The sequence below is a fragment of the Pseudomonas sp. PA1(2017) genome (genome assembly GCF_001945375.1).
Lineage (GTDB): Bacteria > Pseudomonadota > Gammaproteobacteria > Pseudomonadales > Pseudomonadaceae > Aquipseudomonas.
In genome coordinates, this window is sequence record NZ_MSXU01000002.1 from 103,089 (window position 1) to 116,248 (window position 13,160).

Annotated in this window: 9 protein-coding genes; all 9 read right to left on the reverse strand. The window is 66.2% G+C overall.

Annotated elements, in window-relative coordinates; all coding sequences use genetic code 11:
- Positions 1 to 95 precede the first annotated feature (95 nt).
- The 9 genes from BVH01_RS04745 to phnC all read right to left on the reverse strand — a co-directional run bounded on the left by BVH01_RS04745 (position 96) and on the right by phnC (position 13,149).
- The gene (locus tag BVH01_RS04745; RefSeq protein WP_075929235.1) at positions 96 to 896 is read right to left on the reverse strand and encodes a YfaP family protein; all 801 of its coding nucleotides are present in this window, start codon (positions 894 to 896) and stop codon (positions 96 to 98) included.
- A gap of 4 nt (positions 897 to 900) precedes the next feature.
- Entirely contained in the window at positions 901 to 2,556 is a 1,656-nt protein-coding gene (locus tag BVH01_RS04750) for a DUF2300 domain-containing protein (RefSeq protein ID WP_139317772.1), read from the reverse strand.
- Entirely contained in the window at positions 2,549 to 7,078 is a 4,530-nt protein-coding gene (locus BVH01_RS04755) for an alpha-2-macroglobulin (protein ID WP_075929236.1), read from the reverse strand. The genes BVH01_RS04750 and BVH01_RS04755 overlap by 8 nt, the downstream gene beginning before the upstream one ends.
- Positions 7,075 to 7,677, reverse strand: a complete 603-nt coding sequence (locus BVH01_RS04760) for a DUF1175 domain-containing protein (protein WP_075929237.1) — start codon at positions 7,675 to 7,677, stop codon at positions 7,075 to 7,077. The genes BVH01_RS04755 and BVH01_RS04760 overlap by 4 nt, the downstream gene beginning before the upstream one ends.
- A gap of 167 nt (positions 7,678 to 7,844) precedes the next feature.
- A complete protein-coding gene (locus BVH01_RS04765) occupies positions 7,845 to 9,488 on the reverse strand; it encodes a DUF2138 domain-containing protein (RefSeq protein WP_075929238.1) in 1,644 nt (547 codons plus the stop codon).
- A gap of 15 nt (positions 9,489 to 9,503) precedes the next feature.
- Complete coding sequence (locus BVH01_RS04770; RefSeq protein ID WP_075929310.1) at positions 9,504 to 10,301, reverse strand: YfaP family protein; 798 nt, start codon at positions 10,299 to 10,301, stop codon at positions 9,504 to 9,506.
- Positions 10,302 to 10,651: 350 nt separating this feature from the next.
- Positions 10,652 to 11,467 carry a phosphonate ABC transporter, permease protein PhnE gene (gene phnE, locus BVH01_RS04775; RefSeq protein ID WP_075929239.1) on the reverse strand — a complete coding sequence of 272 codons (816 nt, stop codon included), beginning with the start codon at positions 11,465 to 11,467 and terminating at the stop codon, positions 10,652 to 10,654.
- A gap of 12 nt (positions 11,468 to 11,479) precedes the next feature.
- Positions 11,480 to 12,310, reverse strand: a complete 831-nt coding sequence (gene phnE / locus BVH01_RS04780) for a phosphonate ABC transporter, permease protein PhnE (protein WP_075929240.1) — start codon at positions 12,308 to 12,310, stop codon at positions 11,480 to 11,482.
- A complete protein-coding gene (phnC, locus tag BVH01_RS04785) occupies positions 12,310 to 13,149 on the reverse strand; it encodes a phosphonate ABC transporter ATP-binding protein (RefSeq protein ID WP_218189089.1) in 840 nt (279 codons plus the stop codon). The genes phnE (BVH01_RS04780) and phnC overlap by 1 nt, the downstream gene beginning before the upstream one ends.
- Positions 13,150 to 13,160 lie beyond the last annotated feature (11 nt).

Consider the following 13,160-nt stretch of genomic DNA (forward strand, 5'->3'; position numbering starts at 1 on the left):
AATGAGCAGTCTGACGGGAACGCCTAGTTTGGGCTGGCAATCCAGCCTGTTTTTAACGCGGCAGTGCCGACGCGCAGCAGACTTTGAACAGCTTCTTACGGATAGCTGAAGCTCTTCACCAGGGTCAGCTCGCCCGGCGTGCGCATCGGTACCAGAAAGCTCTCCTGCTTTTCGTTGACCGAGCCCTCTTCGGTGATCAGGGTGATCTGCCCGGTGGTGAGAATTTGCCCGGCGTTGCTCTCGCCCTCATCGCCTTCGCTGTAACCGCCGCCGTAGTAGTTCACGTAGACCAGGTACTGGCCCTTGAGCGGCGTGGGCGAGGCGATCATTTCCGGGCCGTAGCCGGTGGTCACGTCGACATCCAGGGCGGCGCCGTTGGCCAGCGAACGATTGCCGTACCACACGTGCTCGCCATCGGGTGTGACCAGGTGCAGATCCAGGTCGGTGTTGTCGCTGTCCCACGACAGCACCACGCGCAGGCGCGCCGGGGTTTCGCCGCTGCCGTTGTTGTAGAACTGCACGCGGCGACGCTGGCTGCCATCCGGGCTGCGCACCTCGACGTTGTTGCTGCCGGCCGGGAACACGAATGGTCGGTCGAAGCCGCCGTCCTCGCCGATCTTCAGCGGCATGCTGGTGCCGTTGACCACTAGGCGACCCGGCGCCTTGCTCTCGTCCTTGCCGAGCTGGCTGATCGCGCCCTTGATGCGCGCGGTGTCGGCCTGGTTGGCGGCACTGTTCACCGAAGAGGCTGGGTAATTGACCTCCTGCATGAACTGCGCGCCGTCGCCACCGCCAACGCGCCAGCCGCTACGCGGGGTGTCGAGTTTCACCTCGGCCAGGGCGCAGAGCGGCAGCAATGTCAGGCAAAGGGCGATACGAGGGGTGATCAGGGCCATGATGTCATTCCAGTAACAGGGTGCGGGCGAGGCCTTCGACGTAGGCCTCGTCCTGTCCATTGGGGTGGGCGACGAACGCCAGGTGCAGGTATTCGTGAGTCAGGTCGAGGCGGTCCTGCAGGGAGAAGAAGCCGCGCACGAAAATGCGCTGCCGCTCGCGATCCACATAGGGCCGCCCGGAGGCCAGTTGGCAAACGGTGAACTGCTGGATTTCTTCATATCCCGGCTCCATGTCCAGGCGCGGGCGCCAGTCGCGGCGCTGCTTGCGCAGCCACTGCTCGGCAGCGGCCAGCGGCTGGCAGGCGGCCACGGGTTTGTCCCAGCGGCTCAGGGCGGCACGCGGGAAGGCGCGGGCGAGGATGGCGTCGTAACGCAGGCCACCGTTCGCTTGCTCGACCGCTTGGCTCCAGGCCAGACGATCAGGCCCCGGCTGGGTGCTGTGATAGGTCACCGGCGAGCCGGCCAGCACCAAGTCGGCCGTCCACGCGGCGATATCCTTGGCGCCCTGGCTGGCCGGGCGCGGCGCCACGCGCTGGCTGGCGCTGCTGTCGTCGATGCGCAGGCATTCGCCACGGCGACCGGCGCTCTGCAGCAGGTAAGTGCGCGCAGCGATGGCCAGCGCCTTGGCGGCCTCGGCGGGCTGCGCCGAGGCTTCACGATCCAGCACCCGGGCCACGTAGTCTTCGCGCTGCAGATGGGCCGTGAGCTGCTGGCCCTCGCTCGTACGTTCCAGAAACAGCTCGCCGTGGCTTTCGATGGGCAGGCGGTTGCCATTGACGAACTCGACCTCGTAGCGCCCGTTGAGCACGCCCGCCTCCACGGCCGCGTCACTGCCCTCGCGCCGGAGCTGACGCAGCGGGTAGCGAGCGAACAGGCGCACCTCGACGCAACTGCCGGCCTCGCTTGGCCAAGCCGCTGGCAGCACCTGGCCGAGCGCCTCGGCATGGTGCTTGAGCACCATGCTGCTGGTGCCCGAGCCGCCAGCCCAGACGGGCGTGCCATCGGCCAGCCAGCCGGCGAAACCACCCTGGCGCGCCTGGACATCGCTATCGGCCAGCCAGCTCCAGGTCTTCACTCGCAGCCGGCTGCCCAGGGCGCTGACGGTCGAGCCGTCGCCGGCCAGCACCACGTCCAGCAGCACCTTGCGAGCATCGGCCTGTGCGGGTAATTGCGCCAGCTGCATAAGCAGTTGCTGAACCGAAACACGGGTCGCCGGCGCCAGACGCTGGCGCTCGCGGATCCAGCTCGGCGCCTTGCGGGCCTGCCAGTAGCGCGACCAGTCGCCTTGATCCAGCTGCAGATTCTGCTGCTCGAAATACAGGCCGCAGGATTTGACCAACGCCTGATCCCGATCGATGCGCTCGCCCGGGTTGCAGCAATACACCTCTTCCTTGTCCTGCCCGCGGCACTGGTAGCCGCGATCCGGCTGTTTGGTGTCGACCAGATAGGCGTAGACGAACAATTTCCACAGGCTGCCCAACGGCGCCTGAAGAGTATCGGGCAGCGGTTCGCGGCTGATCAGCCGTTGCCCGTCGAGGCGCAGCAGCTCGCTGCCGTCGGCCCGTTGCCAGGCCAGCGAAAGCGGCGCTTCGCTGGCTATCGCTGAACCGCCGAAGGCGGCCAGCAGGGCCAGCGAAGCGAGGATACTGCGCTTATTCAACGGTGACCTTCTGCAGCGCTGGCTCGGCCTCCAGTGCCTGCTGGCCCGGCGCGTACAAGCGCACGTAGCGAGCCGGCGGCAACACGAACTCGCCTTTCTGCGAGAAGCGCACCAGGTGACGTAGCACCAGCTCGCCTTGCAGGGCGTCCACCGGCACCGCGTAGCTGAGTTCGCCCGGCTCGTTGCGGGCCTTTTCCAGCGGCGCCGCTTCGTCGCCGCCCAGGCCGCTGACCTGGATGCCCCAGGTGGTGCGCTCCACATCGGCGCCCGGCGGTAGCGGCACTTCCAGCATGCCGTAGCGCAGGGTCTGCTCCGAATCGGTGGTCAGGGTGATTTCGTCCAGATAAAGGCTGGCGCTGGAGATGTCGTCCCTGCCCACTTCATGGGCGCTGAAAACGAAGGCTTCATCGCTTTCGACCAGCTCCAACAAGCGCCGCTTGACGGTGACCGGCACATTGCTCGGCGCAGCCTGGGCGCTCTGGTAGTCGAGGCGCACGTCGCTCGGCTGATCCAGATCGCCGGCCACCTGCAGGGACTGGGGCGGTTGCGCGCCGTTCCACTGCCAGTAGTTGTCGCCGCTGGTGCCTTCCACGGCCTGCCAGTCGCCTTCCAGCGCCAGCATCGGCTGGGCACTTCGCAGGTCCAGCGAGGGCTGCAGCCAGGTCAGCGCCAGGGCGCGCTCCAGGCCGGCCTGGGCCGGTGCCAGCTCGCCGAGCAGGCGCTGGGCGCGCTGACGATCCGGGCCATCGAGGTACAGGGCGACGGCCGCCACGAACGGCGACTGGCTCTCGGCCAGGCGACGACGGGCACCATCGAGTTGTACTTGCAGGGCCTCGGCGACCGGCACGCTGTTCTGCTGCGCCAGGCGCACGCCCAGCTCCCGGGCAATCGCCAGGCCCAGGGCCGAATCCGGCGCCGCCATCACCAGGCTGTCGCCTTCGCCGAGCACCACCTCTTCGCCCTCACCCGCGGCGGCCAGGTCGTACACCAGGCCTTCGAGCAGGGTTCTCACCGGCAGGCCCATGTCACGGGCGAACGCCAGAATCAGCGCACGCTGCAGCAGTGGCGTTTCTGGAGCGCGCTTGGCGTACAGCTCCAACACGCGCTGCCAGTGCTCCGGCGGCAACTGGATGGCCAGGGCGCGGCTGGCGTGCCAGTCGGCGTAATAGGCATAGGTGGTCAGGAAGGCATCGCCATCGGCATCGCCGCCCCACCAGGTAAAGGTCGCCTCCGGCCCGGCCATCTGCACCAGGCGCAGGCGGCTGTTCTGCATGATCAGGCGCAGGCGATCCTTGATCCGCGGCTCGCCGGCGGCCAGCGCCGGGTAGGCCAGGCTAAGCGGCAGCAGGCGGCTGGCGGTCTGCTCGACACCGCCGTAGGGGTAGTCGAGCAGGTCGTCCAGCGCGGCGTTGAACAGCCCGGCGCCGCTGTCGGCCACGCGCAGTTGCACCTGGCTGGCATCGGCCGGCAATTGCAGCGGCGTGCTGCCCGGGAACACCGACAGGTGCTCGCTGCGCACCTGCTGCCAACCGGGCGCCACGGTGCTCAGCTTGACGGCCAGGGCGTCGGCGACTTTATCGGCCTGGCGCAACTCGGCGCTGAAGTCGCCGGCGGCGATCACCGCCTCTTCGACCGGCAGGTAGTTGATGCCCTTGGCCAGCGTTACCTCGCGGCGCTGCTCCTGCTCGCCATGACGAATCAGCAGCTCGGCCTTGGCGCCCGCCTCGCCCTGGTTGAAGGCGAACAGCCCCAGCGCCGGCTTGTCGCCGACACGGAAGCGGCTCGGGCCGCTCCACTTCAGGTACAGCGGTTTTTCCGAGCGCACGAACTGGCGCTTCTGGCCGACTTCACCGTCGGCGCTCACCGCCCGGGCGGTAATGCGCCAGCGGGTCAGCGAGTCCGGCATGCGGAAGCTGAAGCTCGCCTTGCCGTTGGCATCGGTGACCAGGTCCGGCTGCCAGGAGGCGGTGTCGACTTCCTCGCGGCGCGGACGCTCCAGCACCTTGACGCCACGCTCGCTGCGGTTGGCGCGGCCCGGTGCACTGGGCATACCCGGCAGGGCCAGGTCGTAGCTGATGAACGACAGGCTGGCGCTGGTGCGCACGTTGTTGCGGCGCGGGTGATAGAAGAACTGGTCGATGCCCGGCGCGATTTCCGGTTGCAGGGCGTAGATCATCTCGTCCACCACGCTGACCGTCAGTCGCGTCGGCATCGGTTTGCCTTCGAACAGGGTGCTCAGCTCGACGGTGACCAGCTCGCCCGGTTGCACCACCTCCTTGTCGGCCTTGATGGCGATGTCGATTTGCGGCGTGGCGACCTTGATGCCGGCGTTCTGGAAGCTGTAATCACCGCCGCGGGTGTACAGCGCCGAGAAGGTGATGTTCGGCGAGAAGCTCTTGCCGACCGGAATCCGCGCGCGGTACTGGGTGTCGGACAAACGCTCGAGCTTGAGCCAGTCGCCGCCCTTGGAGAGCAGCGCAGTGGCTTCGACCTTGTCGCGCTCCAGGGTCAGCAGCGCGTCGCTGACCGGCTCGGGAAAGGTGATCAGCGCCAGGGCTTCGTCGCCGGCCTGATACTCGGCTTTGTCGAGCACGATCTCGATGGTGCCGGCCACCGACTTGACGCCTTCGCCGCTGACCGAATGGCCGGTGGCGCCGAGGATCAGGCCGCTGTCGTCCTTGAGGGTGATGCTGTAGGTGCCGGGGCGCTCGAAATTCAACTCGAAGCCCTTGGCATCTGCCGCCAACTCGCCGTTGCCGGTGCTCTGGTCTTCCAGGCGCACCCACTCGTAACGGGCCGGTTTGCGTTCACTGGCGCCTTCGCTCTGGTAGGCGAAATTCACCGCCTGGCCAGCCGAACTGAAGCGCTGCGGCGCGCTCAGGCGATAGCGGGCGGCGCCGCGCTCGATGAGGATTTCCTTGCTGGTCTTGACCCGGTAGGCGGCGCCATCGCTGGCGAACACGCTGAGCAGGTAGCGGCTCGGTTTGTCGGCAGCCGGCAGGTCGAGCGCCGCGCGGCCCTGGCTGTCGGTGCTGACTTCGCTGCTGGCCAGCTCGACCGGGAACTGGCCGAGGTACTGCAGTTCGTTGTCGACCATCGACAGCTGCTGGGCACGCAGGCTCAGCTGCACCTTGGCGTTGGCCACCGGCTTGCCGTCCGGGTAGAGCAGCACCAGGGCGCCCTTGACCGGCTCACCGGTGCGGAAGTCCGGCTTGTCGAGATCCAGCGACACCTCGAAGTGCGGCTTGATGTACTCGGCGACGCGGAAGGCGCTGCTGTACAGCCCGTCGCGGTAGGCGAAACGCAGTTCGTAGCCGCCGGCCACGGCGTTGTCCGGCAGCTGGAAGCGGCCCTGGCCGCCACGGGCGCTGTCGAAATCGAGCTTCTGGGTCTGCAATACGGTTCCGTTGGCGTCGAGCACGCTGAGGCTGATCGGCGCGGTGCCGGCCGCTACGGATTCACGGGCGTTCTTGAACTCGCGGCCGACGATCTTCACTTCCACCCAGTCGCCGGGGCGGTACAGCGGGCGATCGGTGAAGGCGTACAGCTTGGTGTCGTAGATTTCGCTGTCGTAATAGAAGTTTTCGGAAACGAACACGCCGCCGTCGGCATCCTCACCGATCACGTAGGAGCGCTCCGGGCTGGCGTGGCCCAGGCGCAGCAGGCCCTGGGCGTCGGTCTTGCCGCTGGTCATCACGCCCACGCCATCGCTCCACAGCAGTTTGGCGTCAGCTACCGGCGTGCCCTGGTGCTTGTCGGCCGTCCAGACCAAGAGCTCGCCGCCGGCGATCTTGCTGACCGCCACGGTGTTGGAGACGAATACCACGGTGGTGGCGCGGTACTTGCCGATGATCGCTTCGGCCAGATACAGGCCAGGCTTGAGCTTGCCCAGCGGCACGTAGACGTTGCCCGAGGCGACGCTGACGAAGTTGCTCGACGAGCCGGACAGGTCGACGCCGGCAGGCGGCTCGATCGGCTTGGCTTCCCACAGCGGGTAGCGGAACTCGGCGACCAGCGGCAGCCCCTTCATCGGCGCGAATTGCACCTGCGGGGTGTACTCGGTGGGCGCGGCGATAGCGTTGCCCATCTTCAGCTCCGGCGCCTCCTCGGTGACTTGCTTGCGCGACTCGTAGGAGAAGGCGCGCTGCATCACCCGGCGGGATTTGCGGTACCAGTTGTCCCACAGGTATGACAGGGTGTTGGACAGCCCCTCGCCCTTGAACTGGCCCTCGGCGACCACGCGGTGCAGGTTCTTCTGACGCTTGAGGAACTCCAGCGGCTGGTCGATGCGGTACAGGCGCATGTCCACGCCGCCGTAGCCTTCCATGCGATAGCGGCGGTAATCGCGGCCCGGCGCTTCGAGACGCACGGTGGCCACTTCATCGGCGGCGAAGCTCGAGTCGGCGAGCAGGAAGAACGACTCGCCGGCCAGCGGCGTGTAGCCGCTGCCTGGCACCTCGTCTTCGGCGTGAGCGGCCAGGGGCATGAGCGCCAGCAGCGCGACGGCGAGCAGACGGTTCATCGCGCGAGGAAATTCAGCCGATAGATGCCGATAAAGTTGGGGTTGGCGTCGTCGGGTATCCATCGGGTGTCCTTCCATGTCATGAGTTGTTGCAGGCTGACGGCACGCATGCCGTTATCCGTGGGAGTGGTGGTGCCAGTGTGGTAAACGATGTCGCGGCCCATCCAGATCATCAGGTGCTGGTCATCACCCTGGTCGAAGAACATCAGGTCGCCGGGGCGCGCCTGGTTCAGATCGCGGCCGACCAACTGGCTGTTGAACTGGATCATCTTGATCGCATTGACATAGGCGCCGCGCTTGCCGCCGCCCTGCTCCCAGTTCTGCGCCAGTTGGCGTTGGCCGTCACTGAGCTGCAGCTCTGGCGGCAGGTAGCGGTTGGACAGGCCATTGGCGCGCAGCCATTTAGCGTCGTGCACCTTGAGTGCTTCGTTGGCGGCGAAACGCACCAGGCCCACGCAATCCTGCTGATACCAGCGCGGGCTCGGCCCCTGGCGCAGCTGCTCCTGGGCGATACGCACGAACCAGGCGCGAAAGATCTGCGACTGCTCAGGATCGAGGCCGGGCGCCTGCTCGGCGCGAGCGGAGAGGCTCAGCGACATGAGAGCGGCGAACAGTGCGATAGCTGCAACCCTCCCAGAGGCTCGCGAGCTAGAGCCATGCAAGGCAAAAACAGGCGAGGAAGCGGAGTTTACGAGCTTGTAAATGAGCATTCCGAGCCTGTTTTTAACGCAGCAGGGCCGACGCGCAGCAGCCTCTGGGTGGGTTTTCACAGGGAGCGCCATTCGAGCGGAACCCACTTCCAATCGTCATCGGCTTCGGTGTCTTTCGGCAGCGTCAGCGCGAACTGGCCATAACCGCCCAAGGCCCGCAGTTTGGGCAGCAGGTGGGTATCGGCGGCGTTGCGGAATACCGGCTCGTAGTTGGCCGGCAGGCTGTCCAGGGTTTCCTGTTCGAGCAGACGCGACAGCCCTTCGGGCGCCAGGTAACCGGGCACCACGCCGTCGGCGGGCAACACTTCGGCCAGCGGCGGGAAGCGTTTGTTCAGCGTATCGAGCGCCTTGTTAACCAGCCGGTCATCGAGTGAGAACAGCAAGGTCTGGCCCTGGCGTGCCAGGCTCACCCGGAAGAAGCCCTGGGAGGCCAGTGCGTCGGGGATGGTGGCCTGCTCGGCCGGGTACTGGCCGAAGTTGGAGCCCACCTCGCGGCGCCAGGTGTGGCCATCGGTCGTACTCTGGCTTTCGACCGGAAAGCGACCGTTCTCGGCATTGGGCTCGAAGGCGCCGATCATGCCGTCGAACAATCCGCCGATGGCCTGATCCAGCTCCGGCGTGGCGGCTTCGTCGAGATGGGCGACCAGCAGCGGCGAATGCAACCGCGAGTCGGCGTACCAGCACAGGCCGGCAACGTTGCCCAGCCGCTTGCGCAGGTCTTCGCTGGCCTGCTCGCTGGCGCCGACCTTGGCCAGCAGTTTTTCGGCGCTGCCCGGCGCCACCGGCACCGCCACGCACGCGCTGGCGCCCATGGGCATGGCTTTCCAGATCGGCGTGAAATCCAAGGTCGGCTGGTCGTCCACTTCGTTGAGCGCCAGGAAACTGCTCCAGCCGCCCTCGCCCTTCTCGAATCGCACCCCGGCAAAGGCCGGGAAGAAGCGCTGGTAGCCGAGCGCGACGTATTCGCCGCTCAGGGAAATGCGCTGCTGCTCCGTTTCGCGAGCCTTGAGGCCGAAGCGCTTGGCGAAGGGATTGTCGCCATCGAGCAGTGCCTCGACTGATTCGGTGGCGTCGCGGCCGAGCTTGTCGTCCTCGCCGAACAGCATGCCGGGCGAGGACAGCACCAGCAGTTTGTCGCCATGGCTGGCCAACAGCAGGGCGCGATCACCCAGGTAATTGAGGCGGTACAGCGGCACGCTGCTGCCATCGACGCGCAGCTCGCCGGCCTGGCTGAGTTGGGTGTCGTCCAGCGCCACATGGGCCAGGGGCTCGAGCACCTTGGCCAGACCGCCGCGCTGCATGACCATCACGAAGTGCTTGAGCTTGCCGTCGGCGCCCTTCCACAGGGCAACGTCGGCGGGCTGGTCGAGCAACTCGTCGAGGAGGTTGTCGCGCAGCTTCAGGTCACGCTCGTAGATGATTCGCCGCAGGCTGCCGACCAGCCCGAGGCGGTCGGCGTTGTGCTCGTAATAGAACACGAAGTCTTCGGTGAGGGTGTCGCGCAGCAGCGGCACGGCCAGCAGGTCCTTGGGCAGACGGCTGAGCGAGGCGCTTTCGATCAGCGCATCAGGGTGCTTGAGGTCCAGGCCCAGGGCGCTGCGCTCACCGAGTTCGCGTGAGTCCTGACCGCAGGCAGCCAGCAGGCCGGCCGTCAGCAGCAGGGCGACGTGGCGCAGGTGGGCAGTGGTATTCCGGTTCATCCGAGCCTCGGGATATCAGTAATTGAAGGATTTCACGAAAAGCAGCTCGCCAATGGCGCGCAGCGGTACCACGAAGGTCTCGCGCTTCTCGTTGACGGTGTTCTCGTTGAAGATCAGGTTGATCTGCGCGGTGATGATTTCGTTCTGGTTGCTACCAGCCTCGAAGTTGTAGCCCTCGCTGCCCAGGTTGCCCCAGTAGTTCACGTAGATCAGGTAGGTGCCTTGCAGCGGCGCGGTCATGGTGAACATTTCCGGGCCGGGACCGTCGACGCTGTCGACATCCAGCCCGCCGCCATTGGTGAGTACCGGGTGGCTCCAGAACGCGTGCTGGCCATCCGGGGTGACCACGTGCAGGTCGAGTTCGGCCTTGGGATCGTCCCAGCCCAGCACCATGCGGATACGCGCCGGTGTGCGCAGGCTGTTGGCTTCGAAGAACTGAATGCGCTTCAGCGACTGCCCTTCACCGGCCACCAGTTCCACGCTGTTGGAGCCGGCGCCAAAGGCGTAGGGCCGGGCGAAGCTGCCCTGCTCGTCGGTGTACAGCGGCAGCGGGTTGCCGTTGACCACCAGCCGATGTGGCGCACGCAGGTGGCCGATGTTCTGCAGGGTGCCTTCGATCAGGCTGCGCCCACGCTGCGCGCCGCGGTCGATGGGCGGCGTCGGATAGGCCACCCGGGCGTCGTTGTCGCCTTCGTTGAGGCCGTGATAGCGCCAGCCGCCAGCGGGGCTTTGCAGGGAAACGGAAGGTTCGGCACGGCCAGTTTCGGCCCGGCCAGGTTCGGCCCGGCCAGACTCGGCCCAGCTCAATGGCATGGCGAACAGGGCGCAGAGCAGCACCAGTCGCGAAGCGACCGGCGCGCGCCGAAGAGCTCGGCATCGCAGAGGGAAACGAACCACCGCACTGCACTCCTTGTGCTGGCTCAGGGGGGCTGGCGCCGGCACTCACACTGTTGGCTCTGAGAGAAAGGTTTGACTTGCGCGAGGCGCAAGCCGCTTCTGCGGCGCACCCGTCACATCAAGTTACACGCTGGGCAGGAATGCTAGCGAGTTGCCCGAAGGCTGACAATCGTGGCACTTGCGAATCGGCACTGGATCACAATGAGGAGGTGCAGAATCACACAAGACCGACGTGCCGGCCGGGCCAGGCGTCGGCCGTGCTCAGATCAGGAAAGGCGCTGGCGCAGCTTGGCCGAGGCCCATTCGGAAAAGATCACAGTGGCGAAGATCAGCAGGAAGATCACGCTGACCCGATCCCAGGCGAGGTTGTTGATCGCCGCATCCAGCTGCAGGCCAATGCCACCGGCACCGACCAGACCCAGCACCGTCGCCTCGCGGATGTTGATGTCCCACCGATACAGCGAGGTGCCGACGAAGGCCGGCATGATCTGCGGCACTACGCCGAACTGCAGCACCTGCAGGCGCCCTGCCCCGGTGGCGCCGATGGCCTCGACCGGCGAGGTGCTGATCTCCTCGATGGCCTCGTAGAGCAGCTTGCCAACGAAGCCGACCGAACGCAGCGCAATGGCGATGATGCCGGCCAACACGCCCGGGCCGAGCATCGCCACCAGCAACATCGCCCAGATCAGCGAGTTGATCGAGCGCGACGAGACGATGATCAGCAACGCGGCGCTTCTGACGGTAGGCGACGGCGTAGTGTTACGCGCGGCGAGAAACGCCAGCGGGAATGCCAGCATTACCCCAAGGGCGGTACCCAGCGTGGCGATGTTGAGCGTGTCCCAGAGCGGCTTGAACAATTCGGGCGTGTAGTCCCACTGCGGTGGCACCATGCGCGCCAGCAACGAGGCGCCTTGGGTTCCGGCATCTGCCACGAACTCCCACAGGGTGTTCTCGGAGATGAACCGCGCGCACCAGACGAACAGCAGCGCGCCAGCGAACCAGGCGACCCAGTGGGCCCACTGCTCGGCGGTGGTACGTCGGCGCCATTGCGGCTCGGCCGTCTCGGCATGAATGATCGGCATTACGATAGCGCCCTATTGAAGCCAGCGACGTACATAGCCGGAGAGATATTCCGAGGCCAGCACGATGGCGATGATGATCAGCAACACGGCTGCAGCCGTGCTGTATTCGTAGCGATCCATGGCGGTGCCGAGCGTCGCGCCGATGCCGCCCGCGCCAACGATGCCGATGATCGCCGACTCGCGGAAATTGATATCCAGGCGGTACAGCGAAAGCCCGATCAGGCGTGGCAGGATTTGTGGCTGCACCGCGTGATTCAACACCTGCAACCAGCTGCCACCCGTTGCCCGAATGGCCTCGACCGGCCGCGCGTCGATGTCCTCGATCGCCTCGGCCAGCAGCTTGGCGATGAAACCGATGGTCGCGAAGGTCAGCGTGGCCACACCGGCCAACGGGCCGAAGCCGAACATCACCACGAACAGGATGGCGATGATCACCTCCTGAAAGGTACGCGACACCATGATGATCCAACGGCAGAACAGGTAGATCGGCAGTGGCGACAAATTGCGTGCGGCGCCCAGGCCCACTGGAATCGACAATGCGATGCCGAGCACGGTGGCGACCAGGGTCATGCTCAGGCTTTCCAGCAAGCCTTCGACGATATCGCCACCACGGCTGGTGAAGTCCGGATGCAGAAAGCCGCCGGCGAAGGCCAGGCCGCGCGACCAGCCTTCGGCAATGCGATTCCAGTCCAGGTTGATGCTCGAACCGGCCAGCAGCAAATAGAGCAGCAGGCCACCGATCACCAGGCAGCGCTGCCCCGTTCCCGATAGCAACGAGGGCGGTTGCCAGTCGCCGGCCCGGGCTCTGGCCAAGCGATCGTGCAGAGACGTTTCCCCCGTCATCAGGTCGCCACCCCTGACCAGCCGGAGCGCGACGCGTGCGGCGTGGGACGCTCGGCTGGGTCGTCCTGCGTTGCGTCACCGGCATGGGTTTCCCAGTCTTCCTCGCCGTAGATACGGGTCAGCGTTGCGGCGTCCAGTGAATCGGGCGAGCCATCGAAAACCACCTTGCCGGCATGCAGGCCGACGATACGGTCAGAGAAACGCCGTGCCAGCTCGACGTCATGGATATTGATGATGGCGGTCAGGCCGCGCTCATCGCACAGCTCACGAATCAGCCGCATGATCTGCCGAGAGGTTTTCGGGTCGAGGCTGGCCGTGGGCTCGTCGATCAGCATCAACTCGGGATTCTGCAGCAGGGCGCGGGCGATGCCGACTCGCTGGCGCTGGCCACCGGACAGCGCATCGGCGCGCTTGTCGATGGCATGGGCCAGGCCGACGCGCTCGAGCAAGCGAAACGCCTCCTGCACATCGGCCCGCGGATAGCGTCGCCACACGCTGCGCCAGAAGCCGACGTAGCCCAGCCGTCCGGACAACACGTTTTCCATTACCGTAAGGCGGTCGACCAGGGCATGGTCCTGAAAGATCATGCCCATGCGCCGCCGCGCCTTGCGCAGGGCACCGCCACGCAGCCTGGTCAGCGACAGGCCAGCGAGCAGCACCTCACCCTCGGAGGGTTCCACCAGGCGGTTGATGCAGCGAATCAGCGTGCTCTTGCCAGCGCCGGACGGGCCGATCAGCGCCATCACCTGGCTCTTCGGCAGCGCCAGACGGATATCGGCCAGGGCCTGGTCGCCAGTGGCATAGCGCTTGCCCAGGCCTTTGATCTCGAGCAGGTTCATGGCTGCGCTCC

Bases quoted from the DNA above. Each gene is read 5' to 3' on its own strand.
- BVH01_RS04745 (WP_075929235.1), bottom strand. From the start codon at position 896: ATGGCCCTGATCACCCCTCGTATCGCCCTTTGCCTGACATTGCTGCCG.
- BVH01_RS04755 (WP_075929236.1), bottom strand. From the start codon at position 7,078: ATGAACCGTCTGCTCGCCGTCGCGCTGCTGGCGCTCATGCCCCTGGCC.
- BVH01_RS04760 (WP_075929237.1), bottom strand. From the start codon at position 7,677: ATGTCGCTGAGCCTCTCCGCTCGCGCCGAGCAGGCGCCCGGCCTCGAT.
- BVH01_RS04765 (WP_075929238.1), bottom strand. From the start codon at position 9,488: ATGAACCGGAATACCACTGCCCACCTGCGCCACGTCGCCCTGCTGCTG.
- BVH01_RS04770 (WP_075929310.1), bottom strand. From the start codon at position 10,301: ATGCCATTGAGCTGGGCCGAGTCTGGCCGGGCCGAACCTGGCCGGGCC.
- phnE (WP_075929239.1), bottom strand. From the start codon at position 11,467: ATGCCGATCATTCATGCCGAGACGGCCGAGCCGCAATGGCGCCGACGT.
- phnE (WP_075929240.1), bottom strand. From the start codon at position 12,310: ATGACGGGGGAAACGTCTCTGCACGATCGCTTGGCCAGAGCCCGGGCC.
- phnC (WP_218189089.1), bottom strand. From the start codon at position 13,149: ATGAACCTGCTCGAGATCAAAGGCCTGGGCAAGCGCTATGCCACTGGC.